The sequence below is a fragment of the Streptomyces sp. NPDC002884 genome (genome assembly GCF_040295245.1).
Taxonomy (GTDB): domain Bacteria; phylum Actinomycetota; class Actinomycetes; order Streptomycetales; family Streptomycetaceae; genus Streptomyces.
Map to the genome: position 1 here is coordinate 386,983 of NZ_JBEOVB010000004.1, position 19,082 is coordinate 406,064.

The 19,082-nt window shown below is 70.8% G+C and carries 18 protein-coding genes; 12 read left to right on the plus strand and 6 right to left on the minus strand.

Features of this window, described 5'->3' with window-relative positions; all coding sequences use genetic code 11:
• The first annotated feature begins 239 nt into the window (after positions 1-239).
• From ABT070_RS11850 to ABT070_RS11890, 9 genes are all read left to right on the plus strand, one after another.
• Positions 240-1,532 carry an amidohydrolase gene (locus tag ABT070_RS11850; RefSeq protein ID WP_351758166.1) on the plus strand — a complete coding sequence of 431 codons (1,293 nt, stop codon included), beginning with the start codon at positions 240-242 and terminating at the stop codon, positions 1,530-1,532.
• 277 nt (positions 1,533-1,809) lie between these two features.
• The gene (locus ABT070_RS11855) at positions 1,810-2,886 is read left to right on the plus strand and encodes a BMP family lipoprotein (RefSeq protein WP_351758169.1); all 1,077 of its coding nucleotides are present in this window, start codon (positions 1,810-1,812) and stop codon (positions 2,884-2,886) included.
• 232 nt (positions 2,887-3,118) lie between these two features.
• Positions 3,119-4,171, plus strand: a complete 1,053-nt coding sequence (locus tag ABT070_RS11860) for a BMP family lipoprotein (protein ID WP_351758172.1) — start codon at positions 3,119-3,121, stop codon at positions 4,169-4,171.
• A 235-nt stretch (positions 4,172-4,406) separates the two neighbouring features.
• Complete coding sequence (locus ABT070_RS11865) at positions 4,407-6,095, plus strand: ABC transporter ATP-binding protein (RefSeq protein WP_451101015.1); 1,689 nt, start codon at positions 4,407-4,409, stop codon at positions 6,093-6,095.
• Positions 6,092-7,210, plus strand: a complete 1,119-nt coding sequence (locus tag ABT070_RS11870) for an ABC transporter permease (RefSeq protein ID WP_351758175.1) — start codon at positions 6,092-6,094, stop codon at positions 7,208-7,210. Before ABT070_RS11865 ends, ABT070_RS11870 begins: the two co-directional genes overlap by 4 nt.
• Positions 7,210-8,472 carry an ABC transporter permease gene (locus ABT070_RS11875; protein WP_351758178.1) on the plus strand — a complete coding sequence of 421 codons (1,263 nt, stop codon included), beginning with the start codon at positions 7,210-7,212 and terminating at the stop codon, positions 8,470-8,472. Before ABT070_RS11870 ends, ABT070_RS11875 begins: the two co-directional genes overlap by 1 nt.
• Positions 8,469-8,885, plus strand: a complete 417-nt coding sequence (locus ABT070_RS11880; RefSeq protein ID WP_351758181.1) for a cytidine deaminase — start codon at positions 8,469-8,471, stop codon at positions 8,883-8,885. The genes ABT070_RS11875 and ABT070_RS11880 overlap by 4 nt, the downstream gene beginning before the upstream one ends.
• A 121-nt stretch (positions 8,886-9,006) precedes the next feature.
• Complete coding sequence (locus ABT070_RS11885) at positions 9,007-10,284, plus strand: thymidine phosphorylase (RefSeq protein ID WP_351758557.1); 1,278 nt, start codon at positions 9,007-9,009, stop codon at positions 10,282-10,284.
• A gap of 36 nt (positions 10,285-10,320) precedes the next feature.
• Positions 10,321-10,674 (plus strand): STAS domain-containing protein, encoded by a 354-nt coding sequence (locus ABT070_RS11890; protein ID WP_351758184.1) that lies wholly within the window; start codon positions 10,321-10,323, stop codon positions 10,672-10,674.
• On the opposite strand, the gene ABT070_RS11895 is transcribed toward ABT070_RS11890, so the two are convergent.
• The 3 genes from ABT070_RS11895 to ABT070_RS11905 all read right to left on the minus strand — a co-directional run bounded on the left by ABT070_RS11895 (position 10,558) and on the right by ABT070_RS11905 (position 14,442).
• On the minus strand, positions 10,558-11,574 hold the full coding sequence (locus ABT070_RS11895) for a sigma-70 family RNA polymerase sigma factor (protein ID WP_351758187.1): 1,017 nt from the start codon (positions 11,572-11,574) through the stop codon (positions 10,558-10,560). The genes ABT070_RS11890 and ABT070_RS11895 overlap by 117 nt on opposite strands.
• A gap of 345 nt (positions 11,575-11,919) precedes the next feature.
• Complete coding sequence (dnaN, locus tag ABT070_RS11900; RefSeq protein WP_351758190.1) at positions 11,920-13,035, minus strand: DNA polymerase III subunit beta; 1,116 nt, start codon at positions 13,033-13,035, stop codon at positions 11,920-11,922.
• Between the two features lie 135 nt (positions 13,036-13,170).
• Positions 13,171-14,442: an MFS transporter gene (locus tag ABT070_RS11905; RefSeq protein WP_351758193.1), complete on the minus strand. Its 1,272-nt coding sequence runs from the start codon at positions 14,440-14,442 to the stop codon at positions 13,171-13,173.
• 63 nt (positions 14,443-14,505) lie between these two features.
• Here ABT070_RS11905 and ABT070_RS11910 point away from each other — a divergent pair, with 63 nt between their 5' ends.
• Complete coding sequence (locus ABT070_RS11910) at positions 14,506-15,486, plus strand: LysR family transcriptional regulator (RefSeq protein WP_351758196.1); 981 nt, start codon at positions 14,506-14,508, stop codon at positions 15,484-15,486.
• A gap of 10 nt (positions 15,487-15,496) precedes the next feature.
• Here ABT070_RS11910 and ABT070_RS11915 read toward each other — a convergent pair whose 3' ends face one another.
• Positions 15,497-16,270 (minus strand): prolyl oligopeptidase family serine peptidase, encoded by a 774-nt coding sequence (locus ABT070_RS11915; protein ID WP_351758199.1) that lies wholly within the window; start codon positions 16,268-16,270, stop codon positions 15,497-15,499.
• 113 nt (positions 16,271-16,383) lie between these two features.
• Here ABT070_RS11915 and ABT070_RS11920 point away from each other — a divergent pair, with 113 nt between their 5' ends.
• Together ABT070_RS11920 and ABT070_RS11925 are read left to right on the plus strand one after the other, a co-directional pair.
• On the plus strand, positions 16,384-17,547 hold the full coding sequence (locus ABT070_RS11920; RefSeq protein ID WP_351758201.1) for an adenosine deaminase: 1,164 nt from the start codon (positions 16,384-16,386) through the stop codon (positions 17,545-17,547).
• Between the two features lie 138 nt (positions 17,548-17,685).
• On the plus strand, positions 17,686-18,039 hold the full coding sequence (locus ABT070_RS11925) for an ATP-binding protein (RefSeq protein WP_351758204.1): 354 nt from the start codon (positions 17,686-17,688) through the stop codon (positions 18,037-18,039).
• Between the two features lie 85 nt (positions 18,040-18,124).
• On the opposite strand, the gene ABT070_RS11930 is transcribed toward ABT070_RS11925, so the two are convergent.
• A complete protein-coding gene (locus tag ABT070_RS11930) occupies positions 18,125-18,328 on the minus strand; it encodes a PspC domain-containing protein (protein ID WP_020131001.1) in 204 nt (67 codons plus the stop codon).
• Between the two features lie 93 nt (positions 18,329-18,421).
• Entirely contained in the window at positions 18,422-18,973 is a 552-nt protein-coding gene (locus tag ABT070_RS11935) for a VanZ family protein (RefSeq protein WP_351758207.1), read from the minus strand.
• Positions 18,974-19,082 lie beyond the last annotated feature (109 nt).

The following is a 19,082-nucleotide window of genomic DNA, read 5'->3' on the forward strand; positions in this document are numbered from 1 at the left end:
TGATGATTCCGGGATCGGTCCCGGTACGTGGACAAACACAGCGTTTCTCGAGCCGTCCGTGGTATCCGTGAAAGGAAGGAAGAAGTGTGGGTGCCGACCGAGAAACCGGCGAGTTTACCCATCCACCACAGCAGCCATGCGCCACGCGGCCAACTTTTCTTCGCCTAACGGGTTGAACTTTTGTTGATCGGGTCAGTTGACCGCCCCGGCGTCCTACCCTTCAGAGGGTGAAGCAACTGATGTCCCGAGAGTCCGAGGCCGATCCGTCAGGGGAAGACGTGCTCCCCGGCGCACTTCCGGGTGCGCTGTCCGGAGCCCTTCCCGGCACCTTGCCGGAGGCGCTGCGCGCAGAGCTCGTGGCCTTCCGCCGCGACATGCACATGCACCCCGAGCTCGGCAACCAGGAGTTCCGTACGACGGCCGCGATCAAGGCGCGCCTGGAGAAGGCGGGCCTGAAGCCGCGCGTACTCGCCGTAGGGACCGGCCTCATCTGTGACATCGGGACCGTGGGCGGCGGGGGCGCGGCGGGATCCGGCGCCGACGGCGTTCCCGTCCTGGCGATGCGCGCCGACATCGACGCGCTGCCCATCCCGGACACGAAGACCGAGTGCGTGTACCGCTCGAAGGTGCCGGACCGCGCGCACGCCTGCGGGCACGACGTGCACACCACCGTCGTCCTGGGTGCCGGGCTCGTCCTCGCCGAGCTGCACCGGCAGGGCCGGCTCCCGCGGCCCGTGCGGCTGATCTTCCAGCCCGCCGAGGAGGTACTGCCCGGCGGCGCCGCCGACGCCATCGAGGGCGGGGCGCTGGACGGGGTCGGACGGATCATCGCCGTGCACTGCGACCCGCGGGTCGACGCGGGCAAGGTCGGGCTGCGCGAGGGTGCCATCACCTCGGCCTGCGACCGGCTGGAGATCTCGCTGGACGGGCCCGGCGGCCACACCGCCCGCCCGCACCTGACCACCGACCTCGTGACCGCCGTCGCCCGGGTCGTCACCGACGTGCCCGCGCTGGTCGGCCGCCGGGTCGACACCCGGGCCGGGCTGGCCGTCACCTGGGGCCGGATCGAGAGCGGACACGCCCCGAACGTGATCCCGCAGCACGCCGAGCTCTCCGGGACCGTCCGCTGCCTGGACATCGAGGCGTGGCGGCAGGCCCCGGACATCGTCGTCGCGGCGATCGACGAGGTCGCCAACCTGCACCGGGCCAAGTCGGAGATCAACTACGTGCGGGGTGTCCCGCCCGTCGTCAACGACGGCGAGGTCGCCGGGCTGCTGCGGGACGCGATGGTCGCCCGGCGCGGCGAGGCGGGCGTGGAGAGCACCGAACAGAGCCTCGGCGGCGAGGACTTCTCCTGGTACCTCGAGCGGGTGCCCGGCGCGATGGCCCGGCTCGGGGTCCGCCCGCCCGGCGAGCGCACCGTGCGCGATCTGCACCAGGGCGACTTCGACGCGGACGAGTCGGCGATCACCGTCGGCGTGGAGCTCTTCACGGCGGCCGCGCTGCTGGATGCGGCGACCCGTACCCACTGAGGAAGTCCCGCCGGGAGATCTTGACGAAGGGGTGCCGGAAAGGCGCCCCTTCGTCCTCTTGTGTCACCCGCGCGTAACTCCGGGGACGCGGTTGTAACCCGGCGTCGGCACGAATCGATAACGGCCCGGAGAAACCCCGTTCCCCTCCGCTTCTACGCGCGTTACTGTGCGCCGGAATCGCCACCGGGAAAGGCTTGTTGGGGAGCCCCACCTGAACGGCGCCACCAAGGGGAAAGCGGGCCGGTCACGGCGCCGTGGGGACGAAGGGGTGCTTGCAATGCGTCTGATCTCTCGGAGGACGAGATTCTCCCGGGCCGCGGTGACCGTCGCGGTCGTCGCGCTCGCCGCCGCCGGCTGCGGCAAGTCCAGCACCGACTCCAAGTCGAGCGACTCGGAATCCAGCAGCGGCGCGTACTCGGGCAAGGGCATCGGTCTCGCGTACGACATCGGCGGCAAGGGCGACCAGTCGTTCAACGACGCCGCCTACGCCGGCTTCCAGAAGGCCGAGAAGGAATTCAAGATCGGCGGCCAGGACATCGAGCCGCAGGACGGCGAGTCCGACGCGGACAAGGTGCAGCGGCTGACCCAGCTCGCCCAGGCCGGCTACAACCCGGTGATCGGCGTCGGCTTCGCCTACGCGCCGGCCGTCAAGGAGGTCGCCGCCAAGTTCCCGAAGATCACCTTCGGGATCATCGACGACGAGCAGATCCAGGCGAAGAACGTCGCCGACATGGTCTTCCACGAGGAGCAGGCCTCGTACCTGGCCGGTGTCGCCGCCGCCAAGGCCACCAAGAAGGCGCACATCGGCTTCATCGGCGGCGTGGACATCCCGCTGATCCACAAGTTCGAGGCGGGTTACGTCCAGGGCGCCAAGTCGGTCGACCCGAACATCAAGATCGAGTCGCAGTACCTGACCGAGACCGCCCAGGAAGGCGGCTTCTCCAGCCCCGACAAGGGCAAGGACGCGGCGAGCGGTCAGATCGAGGCGGGCGCCGACGTCATCTACCACGCGGCCGGTCTCTCCGGCCAGGGCGTGATCACCGAGGCCGCGGCCAAGAAGGTGTGGGCCATCGGCGTCGACTCCGACCAGTACAGCCAGAGCGCGCTGGCGGCGTACAAGGACTACATCCTCGGCTCGGCGCTGAAGAACGTCGGCGGCGCGGTCTACGACCTCGTGAAGTCCGTCCACGCGGGCAAGCCGCTGTCCGGTGTGGTCCGCGGCAGCCTCTCCAACGACGGGGTCGGATTCGCCGACAGCAACCCGAAGTACAAGGCGATGACGGACGTCGTCGCGGCCGTCGACAAGGCCAAGCAGGACATCATCGACGGCAAGATCACGGTAAACACCAAGTAACGGTCCGAAACCCGTTCCGGCGGGCCCCTGCTACGCCCTTACGGGCGTCCTTGCAGCCCATACGCCCCTTGCCTCCCGCAAGGGGCGTACTGCTGTCCGTAACCTTGACCGCGACTGTGGCCACAGCTCGGTAACGGACCGGACAGAAGGGTTTTTCCGTCTGGTCTACGCGCGTTACGCTGCGGCGGAACCAGCGCCTGGTTTGGGCGCTTGCACAAAGGAGTCAAGTTCCATGCGCCGGGTGTCCCGAATCGCGGTTGCGGGTGTTGCCACCGCAGCTCTCGCCGTGACCGTTTCCGCTTGCGGAAGCTCCTCCACGTCGTCCTCCTCCTCCAGCAGCAGTGACAAGAACCTGGGCCTCGCGCTCGCGTACGACGTCGGCGGCAAGGGCGACCAGTCCTTCAACGACGCCGCCACGGCCGGCCTGGACAAGGCCGACAAGGAGTTCGGCTACAAGTCCACCGCGGTCGAGCCGCAGGACGGCGAGTCCGACGCGGACAAGGTGCAGCGCCTGGAGAGCCTCGCCAAGCAGGGCTACAACCCGGTGATCGGCGTCGGCTTCGCCTACGCGCCGGCCGTCAAGGAGGTCGCGGCCAAGTACCCGAAGACCACCTTCGGCATCGTCGACGACGAGCAGATCAAGGCCGACAACGTCGCCGACCTCGTCTTCCACGAGGAGCAGGCCTCCTACCTCGCCGGTGTCGCCGCCGCCAAGGCCACCAAGACCAACACCGTCGGCTTCGTCGGCGGCGTGGACGTTCCGCTGATCCACAAGTTCGAGGCCGGCTTCAAGCAGGGCGTCGAGGACACCAAGAAGGGTGTCACGGTCAAGTCGCAGTACCTGACCGAGACCGCCGCCGAGGGTGGCTTCTCCAGCCCCGACAAGGGCGAGAGTGCCGCCGAGGGCCAGATCGACGCCGGTGCGGACGTCGTCTACGCCGCCGCCGGTCTGTCCGGCCAGGGTGTCATCAAGGCCGCCAACGCCCACAAGATCTGGGCCATCGGCGTCGACTCGGACCAGTACAAGCAGGACGCGCTGAAGGCGTACAAGGCCTCGATCCTCACCTCGGCCATGAAGAACGTCGAGGGCGCGGTCTACACGCTGGCCAAGTCCGTCAAGGACGGCAAGCCGGAGACCGGCGTCGTCCGCGGCAGCCTCGAGAACGGCGGCGTGAGCGTGTCGGACTCGAACCCGGAGTTCGCGAGCAACACCGCGATCCAGGACGCGATCAAGAAGGCCGAAGCGGGCATCAAGGACGGCACGATCACGGTGAAGACCTCCTGACCTTCTGTCAGAGGCCTTGGCCAAAGAAGCGCTGTAATGGCAGCGTTACGGCCACGGAACCGGGCGCGGGAAGGATGTCCTCCCCGCGCCCCGTTCGCGCGGCAGAATGCTCGGAACGGATCGAGACTTGATCGGGATCCCCTCCAGGATCGATCAAGATCGACCTGATCCGGGCACTATTTAAAGCAGGGGCGCTACGCGCGTAGAGCGGCCCCTTTCCCAAGGAGAGTGCGCCATCGACGCGTCCAGCAGCCCTCCGCTCACCGCACAGTCGACGATCGCGGTAGAGCTGGCGGGGATCACCAAGCGCTTCCCCGGTGTCGTCGCCAACCACGACATCCACCTCGCCGTCCGCAAAGGCACCGTGCACGCCCTCGTCGGCGAGAACGGCGCCGGCAAGTCGACGCTGATGAAGATCCTCTACGGCATGCAGAAGCCGGACGAGGGCACCATCGCGGTCGACGGCGAGCAGGTGAGCTTCTCCAGCCCCGCCGACGCCATCGCACGCGGCATCGGCATGGTCCACCAGCACTTCATGCTGGCCGACAACCTGACCGTCCTGGAGAACGTGGTGCTGGGCAGCGAGAAGCTGTACGGCATCGGTGGCAACGCCCGTAAGAAGATCAAGGAGATCTCCGACCGCTACGGGCTCGGCGTGCGCCCCGACGCCCTGGTCGAGGACCTCGGTGTCGCCGACCGGCAGCGCGTGGAGATCCTCAAGGTCCTCTTCCGCGGCGCCAAGACCCTCATCCTCGACGAGCCGACCGCCGTCCTCGTCCCGCAGGAGGTCGACGCGCTCTTCGACAACCTGCGCGAGCTGAAGTCCGAGGGCCTGTCCGTCATCTTCATCTCCCACAAGCTGGGCGAGGTGCTGTCCGTCGCCGACGAGATCACCGTCATCCGGCGCGGTACGACCGTCGGCACGGCCGTCCCCGCCGAGACGACCCCGCGTCAGCTCGCCGAGATGATGGTCGGCAGCGAGCTGCCCACCCCGGAGACCGCCGAGTCCACAGTCACCGACAAGCCCGTCGTCCAGGTCGCCAACCTCACCGTGTACGCCAGCGGCGGGGCCTCCCTGGGCGTCGAGGCGGAGCCCACGGCCGGCGGGGTCAGCGGCATGATCTCGCCCGAGGTCGCTCTCGGCGGCGAGGTCAAGAAGGCCCTCGACGACGTCAGCTTCACCATCCACGCCGGTGAGGTCATGGGCATCGCCGGCGTCGAGGGCAACGGCCAGACCGAACTGATCGACGCGCTGATCGGCACCAAGAACGCCGACTCCGGCACCATCGCCTTCCTCGGCGAGGACATCACCCCCTGGACCACCCGCAAGCGGCGCGAGTCCGGGGTCGGCTACATCCCCGAGGACCGCCACCGCCAGGGCCTGCTCCTGGAGGCGCCCCTCTGGGAGAACCGCATCCTCGGCCATGTCACCGAGGCGCCCAACGCCAAGGGCTTCTGGCTGAACATCAAGGGCGCCCAGGCCGACACCCGCCGGATCGTCGAGGAGTTCGACGTCCGCACCCCCGGCATCGACGTCACCGCCGCCTCGCTCTCCGGCGGCAACCAGCAGAAGCTGATCGTCGGCCGCGAGATGAGCCACAACCCGAAGTTCCTGATCGCCGCCCACCCCACCCGGGGTGTGGACGTCGGCGCGCAGGCCCAGATCTGGGACCGCATCCGCGAGGCCCGCCGCGAGGGCCTGGCCGTGCTGCTGATCTCCGCCGACCTCGACGAGCTCATCGGTCTGTCGGACACCCTGCGCGTGATCTACAACGGCACCCTGGTCGCGGACGCCGACCCCGCCACCATCACCCCGGAGGAGCTCGGCTCCGCCATGACCGGCGCCGCGTCCGGTCACCTGGAACACGTCGACGACGCGGAAACCACCGAGGAAGCTGCCGGTCCGGAGGACGAGGCCCGATGAAGAAGTTCGACAAGGAGCGCGTGCTCCTCGCGGTGGCCGGGCCGGTCATCGCGCTCGTCGCGGCGATCCTGCTGACCTCGGTCGTGCTGATCGCCTCGGGCAAGAGCCCGATCGAGCCGTACACGCTCATGCTGGAGCAGGCCGGCTACTCCGACGTCCAGGTCCTGATCGTCAACCAGGCCTCGATGTACTACATCGCCGCCCTCGCGGTCGCCATCGGCTTCCGCATGAACCTGTTCAACATCGGCGTCGACGGCCAGTACCGCCTCGCCGCCATGATGACCGCCGTGGTCGGCGCGAACATCGCCCTGCCGTCCTTCCTCCAGATCCCGCTGCTGCTCCTGGTCGGCGTCCTCACCGGCGCCTTCTGGGCCGGCATCGCGGGCGTCCTGAAGGTCACCCGCGGGGTCAGCGAGGTCGTCGCGACGATCATGCTGAACGCGATCGCCACCAGCGTCATCGGCTACCTCACCCTCGACAACATCTGGGGCGTGCAGGTCGGCAACAACAACACCACCGGCATCATGAAGGACTCCGGCTGGGTGCCCGGCATCGACCTCGGCGCGGACGTCGGCGAGATCTACGGCCTGGTCTTCCTCGCCATCGCCCTCGGCATCGTCTACTGGGTCGTCCTCAACCGCACCCGCTTCGGCTTCGACCTGCGCGCCACCGGCGAGTCCGAGACCGCCGCCGCGGCCTCCGGCGTCGACGCCAAGAAGATGGTCCTCACCGCGATGCTCATCTCCGGCGGCATCGCGGGCCTCTCCGGCCTGCCCCTGCTGCTCGGCGACGCCCACACCTACAGCCTGAGCTTCCCCACGGGTCTCGGCTTCACCGGCATCACCATCGCCCTGCTCGGCCGTAACAACCCGGTCGGCATCGCCTTCGCCGCGCTCCTGATCGCCTTCCTCGACAAGGCCTCTCCGGCCCTCGACTACGCGACCCCGGTGGCGTACGAGAAGGAGATCGCCACGATCATGCAGGGCCTCATCGTCTTCGCGGTCGTCATCTCGTACGAGGCCGTACGCCAGTGGGGTCTGCGCCGTCAGCAGAAGCGCGTCGGCGCCGAGCTCGCCGCCGCAGCCCAGAACACCAAGAAGGAGGTGACGGTCTGATGAGCACCACGACCATCGCCAAGCCGCAGGCGAAGCAGCCCGGCAAGGGCGGCCGCAAGATCTCGCTCCCGGTCCTCCTGCTGATCATCGCGGGCGTCCTGGTGCTGACCTCGATCGTCCGCCTCATCACCGGCGCGGACGGCATCACCTCCACCGGCCAGATGTCCACGGCCCTGCGCCTGGCCGTCCCGATCGGCCTCGCCGGTCTCGGCGGTCTGTGGGCCGAACGCGCGGGCGTCGTCAACATCGGTCTCGAGGGCATGATGATCCTCGGCACCTGGTTCGGTGCCTGGGCCGGCTACCAGTGGGGCCCGTGGACGGGCATCGTCTTCGGCATCATCGGCGGCGCGCTCGGCGCCGTCCTGCACGCCGTCGCGACCGTCACCTTCAACGTGAACCACATCGTCTCCGGTGTGGCCGTCAACATCCTGGCCCTGGGCACCACCCGCTACCTGTCGAAGTTCACCTTCGAGAACGCCGACGGCGGCTCCGCCAAGCAGTCCCCGCCGATCGACTCGCTGGGCACCTTCGACGTGCCGGGTCTGTCGAGCTGGCTGGACACGCTCAACGAGAAGCACTGGTTCCTGATCTCGGACATCGCGGGGCTGGTCGGCGGTCTGATCACCGACCTGTCGCCGCTCACCGTCATCGCCGTCGCCCTCGTCCCGGCCACCTGGTGGGTGCTGTGGCGGACGGCCTTCGGTCTGCGGCTGCGGTCCTGCGGCGAGAACCCGGTGGCCGCCGAGTCCCTCGGCGTCAACGTCTACAAGTACAAGTACATCGCCGTGATCATCAGCGGTGGCTTCGCCGGCCTCGGCGGCGCGTTCCTGTCCATCGTGGCCTCGAACGTCTACCTCGACGGCCAGACCGCGGGCCGCGGCTACATCGGCCTCGCCGCGATGATCTTCGGCAACTGGATGCCGGGCGGCCTCGCCCTCGGCGCGGGCCTGTTCGGCTACACCGACAGCCTCAACCTGCGCGGCGGCACCACCAACGTGCACGCGCTGATCCTGCTCCTGGCGATCGTGCTGGTGTTCGGCGCGGCCTACCTGGCGTGGCAGAAGAAGTACGTCCCGGCCGTCGTCACCGCGCTGATCTCGGCCCTGATGTTCGTCTGGTACGTCGGCACGGACGAGGTCCCGCGGCAGGTCGTGACGGCCGCTCCGTACGTCGTCACCCTGCTGGTGCTCTCGCTCTCCGCCCAGTCCCTCAGGATGCCCAAGGCGGACGGCATGCCGTACCGGAAGGGGCAGGGCAAGTGACCCCGCCCACCGCCGGATCAGCCGACACGGTCGACTGGGAGAAGCTGCGTACGGTGGCCCGGGACGCCATGTCCCGGGCGTACGCCCCCTACTCCGGCTTCCCGGTCGGCGTGGCGGCCCTCGTCGACGACGGCCGGATCGTGTCGGGCTGCAACGTCGAGAACGCCTCCTACGGGATCGGCCTGTGCGCCGAGTGCGGGCTGGTCTCGGAGCTCCAGAACACCGGAGGCGGCCGGCTCACGCACTTCACCTGCGTGGACGGCAAGGGCGAGATCCTCGTCCCGTGCGGCCGCTGCCGCCAGCTCCTCTACGAGTTCGGCGGCGCGGAGCTGCTGCTGGAGACGCCGGCCGGGATCCTGCCGCTGGCCGAGATGCTCCCGCAGGCCTTCGGCCCGGGTCACCTCACCAAGTAAGTCCCGCGCGGCCCCTCTGACCGGCGCAGAGGGGCCGCGCTGTTTCTGCAACGTCTTGCCGCACCACCGTGCACCCGCACTACGGTGCACCACCGGAAGGAAAGCCATGACGCAGCTGTCGATGGATGCCGTCTCCGTCATCCGCACCAAGCGGGACCGCGGTGAGCTCAGCGACGAGCAGATCGACTGGGTCATCGACGCGTACACCGGCGGCGAGGTCGCCGACTACCAGATGGCCGCCCTCAACATGGCCATCCTGCTCAACGGCATGAACCGTCGCGAGATCGCCCGCTGGACGGCCGCGATGATCGCCTCCGGTGAGCGCATGGACTTCTCGGCGCTGTCCCGCCCGACGGCCGACAAGCACTCCACGGGCGGCGTCGGCGACAAGATCACGCTCCCGCTGGCCCCGCTGGTGGCGGCCTGCGGCGCGGCGGTGCCCCAGCTCTCCGGCCGGGGTCTCGGCCACACCGGCGGCACCCTGGACAAGCTGGAGTCGATCCCCGGCTGGCGCGCGCTCCTCTCGAACGAGGAGATGCTGCACGTCCTGGACACGACCGGCGCGGTGATCTGCGCGGCGGGCGACGGCCTGGCCCCGGCCGACAAGAAGCTGTACGCGCTGCGGGACGTCACGGGCACGGTGGAGGCGATCCCGCTGATCGCCTCCTCGATCATGTCGAAGAAGATCGCGGAGGGCACCGGCTCGCTGGTCCTCGACGTGAAGGTCGGCACCGGAGCCTTCATGAAGACCATCGAGGACGCCCGTGAGCTGGCCTCCACGATGGTCGGCCTGGGCACCGACCACGGGGTGAAGACGGTCGCGCTGCTGACCGACATGTCCACCCCCCTCGGCCTCACGGCCGGCAACGCCCTCGAGGTCCGCGAATCGGTCGAGGTGCTGGCCGGCGGCGGCCCGGCGGACGTGGTGGAACTGACGATCGCGCTCGCCCGCGAGATGCTCGACGCGGCCGGCGTGAAGGACGCGGACCCGGCGAAGGCGCTGGCCGACGGCTCGGCGATGGACGTCTGGCGCCGCATGATCGCGGCCCAGGGCGGCGACCCGGACGCCACGCTGCCCACGGCGAAGGAACAGCACGTGGTGAAGGCGGGCGCCTCGGGCGTCCTGACCCGCCTCGACGCCTACGACATCGGCATCGCCGCCTGGCGCCTCGGCGCGGGCCGGGCCCGCAAGGAGGACCCGGTGCAGGCGGGCGCGGGCGTCGAACTCCACGCCAAGCCCGGCGACACGGTCACGGAGGGCCAGCCCCTGCTGACCCTGCACACGGACACCCCGGAGCGCTTCGAGTACGCCCTCCAGGCGGTGACGGGCTCGTACGACATCGGCGCGGCCGGCACCGCGTTCACCGCGTCCCCCGTGGTGCTGGAACGCATCGCCTGAGCGATGAGTTGAGCGCCCCGCGCCGGTCTACCGATCGTGGAAGCGACGACACCGCCCGTACTCACCCTGACCGGCCCCGTCACCCGTCCCCGGGTGGCAGGGCTCGTCGACGACGTACGGGCGCTGTTGGAGGCCGCCGGCGCCGCGGTCGTCGTCTGTGACGTCGCCGGGATCGGGCCGCCGGGGCTCGTCGCCGTCGACCTGCTGGCGCGGTTCCAGCTGGCCGCCCGGCGGGCCGGGGGACACATACGACTGCGCGCCCCCGACCCCGCCCTACGCGCCCTGCTCGACCTCGTCGGTCTCCGCTTCGAGGTGGAGGGGGAGGCCGAAGAGGGGGAACCAGCGCTGGGTGTCGAGGTAGAAGTGGAACCCGGTGAGGCGGCCCTCTGAGATCTCCAGGACCTGGATCGCCCACGGGGCGAACCCGCCCCGGTCGGGGTCCGGCTTGTACTGGGCGAAGCCCGGCAGGCCGTTGACCTGGACCGGCAGCAGGCGCGAGCCCTCGCAGGCGGAACCGATCGTGGTCATGAAGCCGGTGATGTCGTCGTGCCCGGTCAGCCACAGGTCGAACGGCGGCATCGTCATGATGGCGTCCTCGTGCAGGAGTGCCGTCAGCGCCGCCATGTCGTAGCCCTCGAAGGCCGCCACATAGCGGTCGAGCAGTTTCCGCTGCTCCTCGTCCAGCGGGTCGGACACCGCCGCGTCCGCGCCGGAGGCCTCCCGCTCGGACAGGGTCGCCCGAGCCCGCTGGAGCGCGCTGTTGACCGAGGCGACCGAGGTGTCGAGCAGCTCGGCGACCTCGCTCGCCTTCCACGCCAGCACCTCCCGCAGGATCAGCACGGCCCGCTGTTTCGGCGGGAGCTGCTGCAGGGCGGCCATGAACGCGAGGCGCACCGACTCCTTGGCGACCGCCGCCTCGGCCGGGTCCTCCACCGTCGGCAGCACACGGGCGTCCGGCATCGGCTCCAGCCAGGTGTTGTCGGGGCGGGGCGAGAGAGCCGCCCGGGCGAGCGGGGTGGACTCGGAGAGGTCCATCGGCCGGGCCCGCTTGTTGCCGGCCGTCAGCATGTCCAGGCAGACGTTGGTCGCGATCCGGTACAGCCACGAGCGCAGACTGGAGCGGCCCTCGAACTTCTCGTAGCTCCGCCAAGCGCGCACCAGGGTGTCCTGCACCGCGTCCTCGGCCTCGAAGGAGGAGCCGAGCATGCGGTAGCAGTAGCCGGTCAGTTCCGTCCGGTGCTTCTCCAGTGCGACGTCGATGTCGGTCTTCGTCGCCGTGCCGTTGCCCATCGTCCACCCACCCCTGTGGCCGTTCTGTCACGCGCCTGTGCGCCCAGCACTTCGGAAGCTACCGCAGCCCACTGACAATGGCCCGCCGAGTCGACGAAGGCGCAGGTCGAAGCCATTGCCGAGCCCATGATCAGACGCCCCGCCCCGCTCCGGACCTCGCGCTCGCCCCGCCCCGCTCCGGACCCCGCGCTCGCCCCGCCCCGAGCACGGGGCCAGACCCCGTGCCCAGACCCCGTGCTCGGACCCCGTGCCGGACCGCCCCGCCTAGACCCCGTGCTCGGACCGCCCCGCCTAGACCCCGTGCTCGGACCGCCGTGCTGGGACCCCGTGCTCGGACCGGCGTGCTCAGACCAGCTGCTTCACGGACATCAGCAGGTGCCGGTGGGTCTCGGGCGCGTCCGCGGCGCCCAGCAGCGCCCGCTGTCCCGTCCCCAGCAGCTCCACCCGCAGCGTCGGCGCCTCGAAGGAGGCCAGCGCGTCCAGCAGATACGCCGGGTTGAAGGCCACGCTCACCTCCTCGGCGCCGGTCAGCCCGGCGGGCAGCCGCTGGGTGGCCACGTCGTCGCCGTACCCGGCGCGCAGCAGGACGGACCCGGCCGAGAAGTCCAGCCGTACCGGGCTGTTCGCCTCCGCCACCACCGCGACCCTGCGCACGGCCTCCGTCAGCGCGGCGCTCTCCACCTCGGCGACCGCGGCCCCCGCCATGTCGAACAGCTTCCCGTAGGCCGGCAGCCGTCCGTCCAGCCGCCGTACGACCGTCCGCGTCCGCCCGCCCTCGAACCCGATCGGGCCGCTCCCCGAGGCCGCGTCGAGCCCGATCCGGACCGTCCCGCACCGGGCCAGCGACCGGGTCACGTCCAGCAGCCGCCGGGCCGGCACGAGCGCCTCCGCCGCCCCTTCGCCGGCCGCCTGCGGCTTCCACTCCAGCCGCCGTACCGCGTACCGGTAGCGGTCCGACGCGGACAGCGTCATCTCATCGCCGTCCAGACGCAGTTGGACGCCCGTCAGGACCGGGAGCGTGTCGTCGCGGCCCGCGGCCACCGCGACCTGGGCGACGGCGGCGGCGAACGCGGCCGCGTCCACGGTGCCGTACTCCCCCGGCGGGGCGGGCGGGGTGGGGTACTCCTCCAGCGGCAGCGTCGACAGGCCGAAGCCGGTGCCGCCCGCCTCGACCGTGAACCGGGTGCCGTCCAGGGCACAGCTCACCGGCCCGTCCGGCAGCACCTTGCAGATGTCGAGGAGCCGGCGGCCCAGCACCAGCACCCGGCCCGGCGCACCGACCTCGGCGTCGGTCTCGATCCGCGCCGCCGTCTCGAAGTCGAACCCCGACACCGTCAGCCGGCCCGTCGCCGCGTCCAGCAGCAGCCCGCCGAGCACGGGCACGGGCGTACGGGCGGGCAGCGCGCGGGCCGCCCAGGCCACCGCCTCGACGAGGTCACCGCGGTCGATCCGGAACTCCATCAAAAAACCCCCTGCTCGTACCGGTCGTCGCGCGGAGGCTATGCGCCACCACTGACAACCGGCCCCGAGCAGGGGGAGGACCGCGAGCGGACCGCGAGCGGACCGCGGGAGGAGCGCGGTAGGGCCGCGGGACGTTCAGTGCGCGACGACCAGCGTCTCCCGGCGGGCCGCCCGCGTCCCGAACACCGTGATCGTCACGACGCCCAGCACCGCCAGGACACCCACCGCGACCGTGCCGGCCCAGCCGCCCGAGTGGAAGGCCAGCGCGCCGACCGTGGAGCCGGTGCTGGAGCCGATGTAGTACGCGGACTGGTAGAGGGCGGAGGCCTGCGCGCGGCCGGTCGTCGCCGTCTTGCTGACCGCCGAGGAGGCCACCGCGTGCCCCGCGAAGAAGCCCGCCGTGATCAGGACCAGGCCGAGCAGGACCAGGGCCAGCGAGTCCGCCAGCGACAGCAGCAGTCCGGTGGCGGTGGTGCCGCCCGCCAGGTACAGCGCGCCACGGCGGCCGAGGCGGCCGACCAGCCGGCCCGCCGTCGACGCCGACACCGTGCCCACCAGGTACACCAGGAAGATCGAGCCGACGATGCCCTGGGGGAGGGAGAACGGCGCCTCGGTCAGCCGGTAGCCGATCACCGTGTACACGCCGCCGAAGACCGTCATGAACAGCGCGCCGATGGCGTACAGACGGCACAGCAGCGGGTTGGCGAGGTGCTCACGGACCGTGCCGATCAGGACGCGCGGCGCCAGGGAACCCGCCTTGAAGTGCCGGGGCGCCGGCAGCAGCAGCCGGAAGGCGATCGCACAGGCCACCGCGAGGGCGCCGATCACCCCGACGGCCACCCGCCAGCCCCACTCCTGCGCGACCCAGCCGGTGATGACCCGGCCGCTCATCCCGCCGACGCTGTTGCCCGCCACGAACAGGCCGATCGCCGTGACGAGCGCCTTCGGCCGGACCTCCTCGGCGAGATACGCGGTCGCCGACGCCGGGAGACCGGCCAGCGCCGCGCCCTGCACCGCCCGCAGCACGACCAGCGTGCCCAGCGAGGGTGCGAACGGGACCAGCATGCCCACGCCGACCGCGACGCCCAGCGAGGCCGTCATGACCGTACGGCGGCCGTAGCGCTCCGACAGGGCGCTCATCGGGAGCACGAACAGCGCCAGTCCGCCGGTCGCCGCCGCGACCGTCCAGCTCGCCTGGCTCGCCGCCACCCCGAAGTCGCCGGAGATCAGCGGCAGGAGCGCCTGCGTGGAGTACAGCAGGGCGAAGGTGGCCACACCGGCGAGGAAGAGGGCGAAGCTCATCCGGCGGTAGCCGGGGCCGCCGGGGGCCAGACGGGAGTCGGAGGGGACGGTGGCGAAGGACGCGGCGCCCACGATCGTGGACGCCCCGGTACTGGCGGGAGACATGCCTCGAAGTTACGTACGCCCCCGCTCATCCGTCCAATGCATGGAATCGTCATAATCGTTCCCATGGTGCATCAGCAGAGGTCAGCGGCTCGCCTGTCACCGTCCAGTGACACAGAAGACATGGCGGGCACGGCGGACGCGGCGGACATGGCGAGGACGTTGGCCCCCAGGCTCGCGTACTTCGCCGGTGTCGCCCGTACCGAGCACGTCACGCGCGCCGCGCAGGAGATGCAGGTCCCGCAGTCGACATTGTCCCGGGCCATGGTCCGTCTCGAACAGGACCTGGGCGTCGACCTGTTCGCCCGCCACGGCCGCACGGTCTCCCTCACCCCCGCCGGGCGCACCTTCCTCGCCTCCGTCGAGCGCGCCCTAGGCGAGATCGAGCGGGCCGCCGACGAGGTCCGGGCGGACGCCGACGCGGCCACCGGCAAGGTCGCCTTCGGCTTCCTGCACACCATGGGCGCCGAGACCGTCCCCGGGCTGATCCATGCCTTCCGCGCCGATCACCCGCGCGTCCGCTTCAGCCTGGTCCAGAACTACGGCGAGGCGATGCTGGAGCGGCTGCGGGCAGGGGAGCTGGACCTCTGTCTGACCTCCCCGGTCCCGGACGCCCCCGATCTGGTGGCCCGCCGACTCGACGAGCAGAAGCTGCGCCTGGTCGTCCCCGCCGACCACCGGCTGGCCGCCCGCAGGCGGGTCCGTCTCGCCGAGGCCGCCGACGAGACGTTCGTGACCCTGGAACCGGGCTACGGACTGCGCCGCATCACCGACGACCTCTGCAAGGAGGCCGGTTTCCGGCCCCGGATCGCCTTCGAGGGCGAGGAGGCGGAGACCCTGCGCGGACTGGTGGCGGCGGGGCTGGGCGTGGCGCTGCTGCCGCCGCCCGCCGTGGCCCGCCCGGGGGTGGTGGAGCTGACGGTCACGGCCCCGAGGGCCGCCCGCGAGATCGGCGTGGCCTGGCTGGACGGCCACCCCGACACCCCTCCCGTGGCGGCCTTCAAGAAGTTCCTGCTGTCGAGGAGGGGCAACCTGCTGCCGAACTGAGGGCCGCCCCTCAGGGGCGGCCCGGGCGCCGTAACGAGGTGCCGAACCCCACGGCCAACGGCATCCGCAGTCCCAGCGGCGGCGGGGCGGCCAGCGCGTCCTCCACCGGCCGGGAGAGCGCCCGGCCGAACAGCGCGCCCATGACGAAGTCCTCTGCCAGCGCCAGGACTTCACCGCGGTACTGGTGCAGCCCGTGGCCGTCGGAGTGCACCTCGAACCGGCACACGTCCCGGTTCGCCTTCTTCGCCCGTGCCGCGAGCCGGAACGACAGCTCGGGGTCGCAGCGCTCGTCGTTCGTGCCGTGCACGATCAGCACCCGCCGTCCCGCCAGCTGCTTCACCGGTTCGGGCGAGGCGGCCATGTCCTCCTCCGGCAGCCAGGGAGCGATCGCCAGTACGGAGTTGACGGCCTCGTGACCGCCCGCCCGCAGCGCGGCCCGTGCGCCCATGTCGACGCCGGTCAGGCACACGGGGACGTCCCCGTAACGCCGTACGGCCTCGTCGGCCGCCCAGGACGCGTCGGCCGCGAGATGCGCCTCGCTGCCGTTCCAGCCGCGGTAGCGGTAGTGCACGGCGTGGATGGCCAGGCCGTCCTCGCGTCCCGCCCGGGCCAGCCTGCGCCCCAGCCCCCGCACGGAGGCGGCCGCCCACAGGGCGGACGGTCTCCGGCTGGACACCTCCTCACCGCCCGGGAGCAGCAGCACCACCCCGCTCACCGCTGTCGGCGCGGGGCCGAGCGCCTTCCCCAGCCGGACCGTCCGAACCGGCGTCACATCCTGTGCCATGACAGAACAGTGTCAGAAGCGTCGTTGTACTCCACCTGTCCGGGCGGTCACCGTTACGTATCGGCGGAGTTGTACAGCGCGCCGTCTACGCGCGTAGGAGTTAGAGTGCGGAAATGACGAGCCAGAGCACCCAGGCGGGCATCACCCCGAGCTCGGACCAGATCCGGCGGGCACCCAAGGTTCTGCTGCACGACCATCTCGACGGCGGGCTGCGTCCCGGCACGATCGTCGACCTCGCCCGGGACGCCGGGTACGCCCAACTCCCCGAGACCGACGCCGACAAGCTCGGCATCTGGTTCCGGGAGGCCGCCGACTCCGGCTCGCTGGAACGCTACCTGGAGACCTTCTCGCACACCGTCGGCGTGATGCAGACCCGCGACGCGCTCGTCCGGGTCGCCCGCGAGTGCGCCGAGGACCTCGCCGAGGACGGTGTCGTCTACGCCGAGGTGCGCTACGCGCCCGAGCAGCACCTCGAGGGCGGGCTGAGCCTCGAAGAGGTCGTCGAGGCCGTCAACGAGGGCTTCCGGGAGGGCGAGCGGACGGCCCGGCGCAACGGGCACCGCATCCGCGTCGGCGCCCTGCTCACCGCCATGCGGCACGCGGCCCGCGCCCTGGAGATCGCCGAACTCGCCAACCGCTACCGGGACCTCGGGGTCGTGGGCTTCGACATCGCTGGCGCCGAGGCGGGCTTCCCGCCCACCCGGCACCTCGACGCCTTCGAGTACCTGAAGCGCGAGAACAACCACTTCACCATCCACGCCGGCGAGGCCTTCGGGCTGCCGTCGATCTGGCAGGCCCTCCAGTGGTGCGGCGCCGACCGGCTCGGCCACGGGGTGCGCATCATCGACGACATCGAGATCGCAGCCGACGGCAGTGTGAAGCTCGGCCGGCTCGCCTCCTACGTCCGCGACAAGCGCATCCCGTTGGAGCTGTGCCCCAGCTCCAACCTCCAGACCGGAGCGGCCTCCTCCTACGCCGAGCACCCCATCGGTCTGCTGCGCCGGCTCCACTTCCGGGCCACCGTCAACACGGACAACCGGCTGATGTCCGGCACCAGCATGAGCCGGGAATTCGAGCACCTTGTCGACGCGTTCGGCTACACGCTCGACGATCTCCAGTGGTTCTCCGTCAATGCTATGAAGTCAGCATTCATTCCTTTCGATGAACGGCTTGCCATGATCAGTGACGTGATCAAGCCCGGTTATTCCGAGCTGAAGTCCGAATGGCTGTTCCAGCAGACCGCATCCACCAGCGGTTCTGCGGTAACGGAAGACTGAGTAGCGGTTTTTCGGGGCGCGGAGTGCGGGCGGGTGTTCACCATCCGTCCGCATTTCGATGTTTGCCGCCGACCCCTCTCCGTGTTTACGGTCGAGAACCGCTCAGTTCCCCGTATCCCATTCGAGGACGCATTCATCATGAAGCAGTCTGCTGCCAAGACCCTCGGTGTCGCCGCTCTCGGTGCCGCCTTCGCCGCCGTCGGTGCGGGCGCCGCGAACGCGGCCCCGGCCGTCCCGGACGCCACGCAGGCCCTGGACGGTGTCACCAGGACGCTGCCGGCGGAGAAGCTGACCTCGGCGCTGCCCGCGCCCGGTGAGGTGCTGACGCAGGCCCAGCCGGCGCTCGGCGCGAGTCTGGCCGCCGCGCAGCCGGTCGCCGAGAAGGTGCTCGCCGAGGGGCCGACCGCGCCCGTCGCCGGTCTGCTCGGTGGTCTGCCGCTCAAGGGCCTGCCGACGCACGGCCTGCCGGTGAACGGCATCCCGCTGGGCTGAAGGCACCGACCGTCACGCACGACACGCCGTCGGGGCGCACCCGGAAACACCGGGCGCGCCCCGACGGCGTCGCTGTGGAAGGAGGTCACCAGGCCGTGCGCGCCGCCTTGTCCTCCGACGGCAGCAGGACCCACAGCGCTATGTAGAGCAGGAACTGCGGGCCGGGCAGCAGACAGGAGAGCACGAAGATCACGCGCATCGTGGTCGCGGAGGTGCCGAAGCGCCGGGCCAGCGCGGCGCACACTCCGCCGATCATGCGGCCGTTGGTGGGGCGAGCGAGGCTGGACATCTGCGGCTCCTTCGCGAGCGTCTGCCGGAGCGGCCCCTACGGCCGCTCCATCTGCCTTCCACGCTACGGTGACGAAGGGGACGAAGCGTCGCTCTACGGTGCGACCCCGACCCTGGTAATCCTCGGGGTCAGACCCTGAGCGGCCTCCTCCTGGCGGACCGTGGCACGCCCCCGGCGCTCGTCCCTGCGGCGCAGCCACGCGCGCGCCGCCGGCACCACCGCGACGTGCGCCAGCGCCACGCCCAGGGTGTTCAGCAGCATCGAGTCGACGTCGACGACCTGACCGGGCACCCCGGTCTGCAACAGCTCGATGCCCAGCGACAGCAGGGCGCCCGCCGTGACCGTACGGATCAGGGAGGCGACCGGCGAGACCCGGAGCCTGCCGTGCACCAGCGGTAGCAGAAAGCCCAGCGGGGCCAGCAGCCCCAGCCCCTCGCCGATCCGCCGGGCCGCCTCGGGCCAGCCCAGTCTCAGGTCGGCCCGGATCCCGTCGAACGGATGGAGATTGGCCGGCACCACCCAGGGGACGTTCAGCGGGCGCAGCGCGACCCAGGCGACGAACAGGAGGTGGGCGGCCAGGAGGAGAATCCCGGTCGCGCGGATGCGGATCGCGGCGCTGCCGCCGATGGAGCCTTGACGCTGCACGCCCCCCAAGACGCGCCCCCCGGCACGATCGGTTCCGGCCCGCGTCCCGGCACCGGCACGAGTCACCGGCCCCGCCCGGCCGCCACGGCCCCGCGGCAGACCGTGACCT

Excerpts from the sequence above, each read along its gene's own strand:
- ABT070_RS11850 (WP_351758166.1), top strand. The coding sequence starts at position 240 with ATGTCCCGAGAGTCCGAGGCCGATCCGTCAGGGGAAGACGTGCTCCCC.
- ABT070_RS11870 (WP_351758175.1), top strand. The coding sequence starts at position 6,092 with ATGAAGAAGTTCGACAAGGAGCGCGTGCTCCTCGCGGTGGCCGGGCCG.
- ABT070_RS11860 (WP_351758172.1), top strand. The coding sequence starts at position 3,119 with ATGCGCCGGGTGTCCCGAATCGCGGTTGCGGGTGTTGCCACCGCAGCT.
- ABT070_RS11875 (WP_351758178.1), top strand. The coding sequence starts at position 7,210 with ATGAGCACCACGACCATCGCCAAGCCGCAGGCGAAGCAGCCCGGCAAG.
- ABT070_RS11930 (WP_020131001.1), bottom strand. The coding sequence starts at position 18,328 with ATGTCCAGCCTCGCTCGCCCCACCAACGGCCGCATGATCGGCGGAGTG.
- ABT070_RS11885 (WP_351758557.1), top strand. The coding sequence starts at position 9,007 with ATGGATGCCGTCTCCGTCATCCGCACCAAGCGGGACCGCGGTGAGCTC.
- ABT070_RS11915 (WP_351758199.1), bottom strand. The coding sequence starts at position 16,270 with ATGGCACAGGATGTGACGCCGGTTCGGACGGTCCGGCTGGGGAAGGCG.
- ABT070_RS11920 (WP_351758201.1), top strand. The coding sequence starts at position 16,384 with ATGACGAGCCAGAGCACCCAGGCGGGCATCACCCCGAGCTCGGACCAG.
- dnaN (WP_351758190.1), bottom strand. The coding sequence starts at position 13,035 with ATGGAGTTCCGGATCGACCGCGGTGACCTCGTCGAGGCGGTGGCCTGG.
- ABT070_RS11925 (WP_351758204.1), top strand. The coding sequence starts at position 17,686 with ATGAAGCAGTCTGCTGCCAAGACCCTCGGTGTCGCCGCTCTCGGTGCC.
- ABT070_RS11895 (WP_351758187.1), bottom strand. The coding sequence starts at position 11,574 with ATGGGCAACGGCACGGCGACGAAGACCGACATCGACGTCGCACTGGAG.
- ABT070_RS11855 (WP_351758169.1), top strand. The coding sequence starts at position 1,810 with ATGCGTCTGATCTCTCGGAGGACGAGATTCTCCCGGGCCGCGGTGACC.
- ABT070_RS11910 (WP_351758196.1), top strand. The coding sequence starts at position 14,506 with ATGGTGCATCAGCAGAGGTCAGCGGCTCGCCTGTCACCGTCCAGTGAC.
- ABT070_RS11905 (WP_351758193.1), bottom strand. The coding sequence starts at position 14,442 with ATGTCTCCCGCCAGTACCGGGGCGTCCACGATCGTGGGCGCCGCGTCC.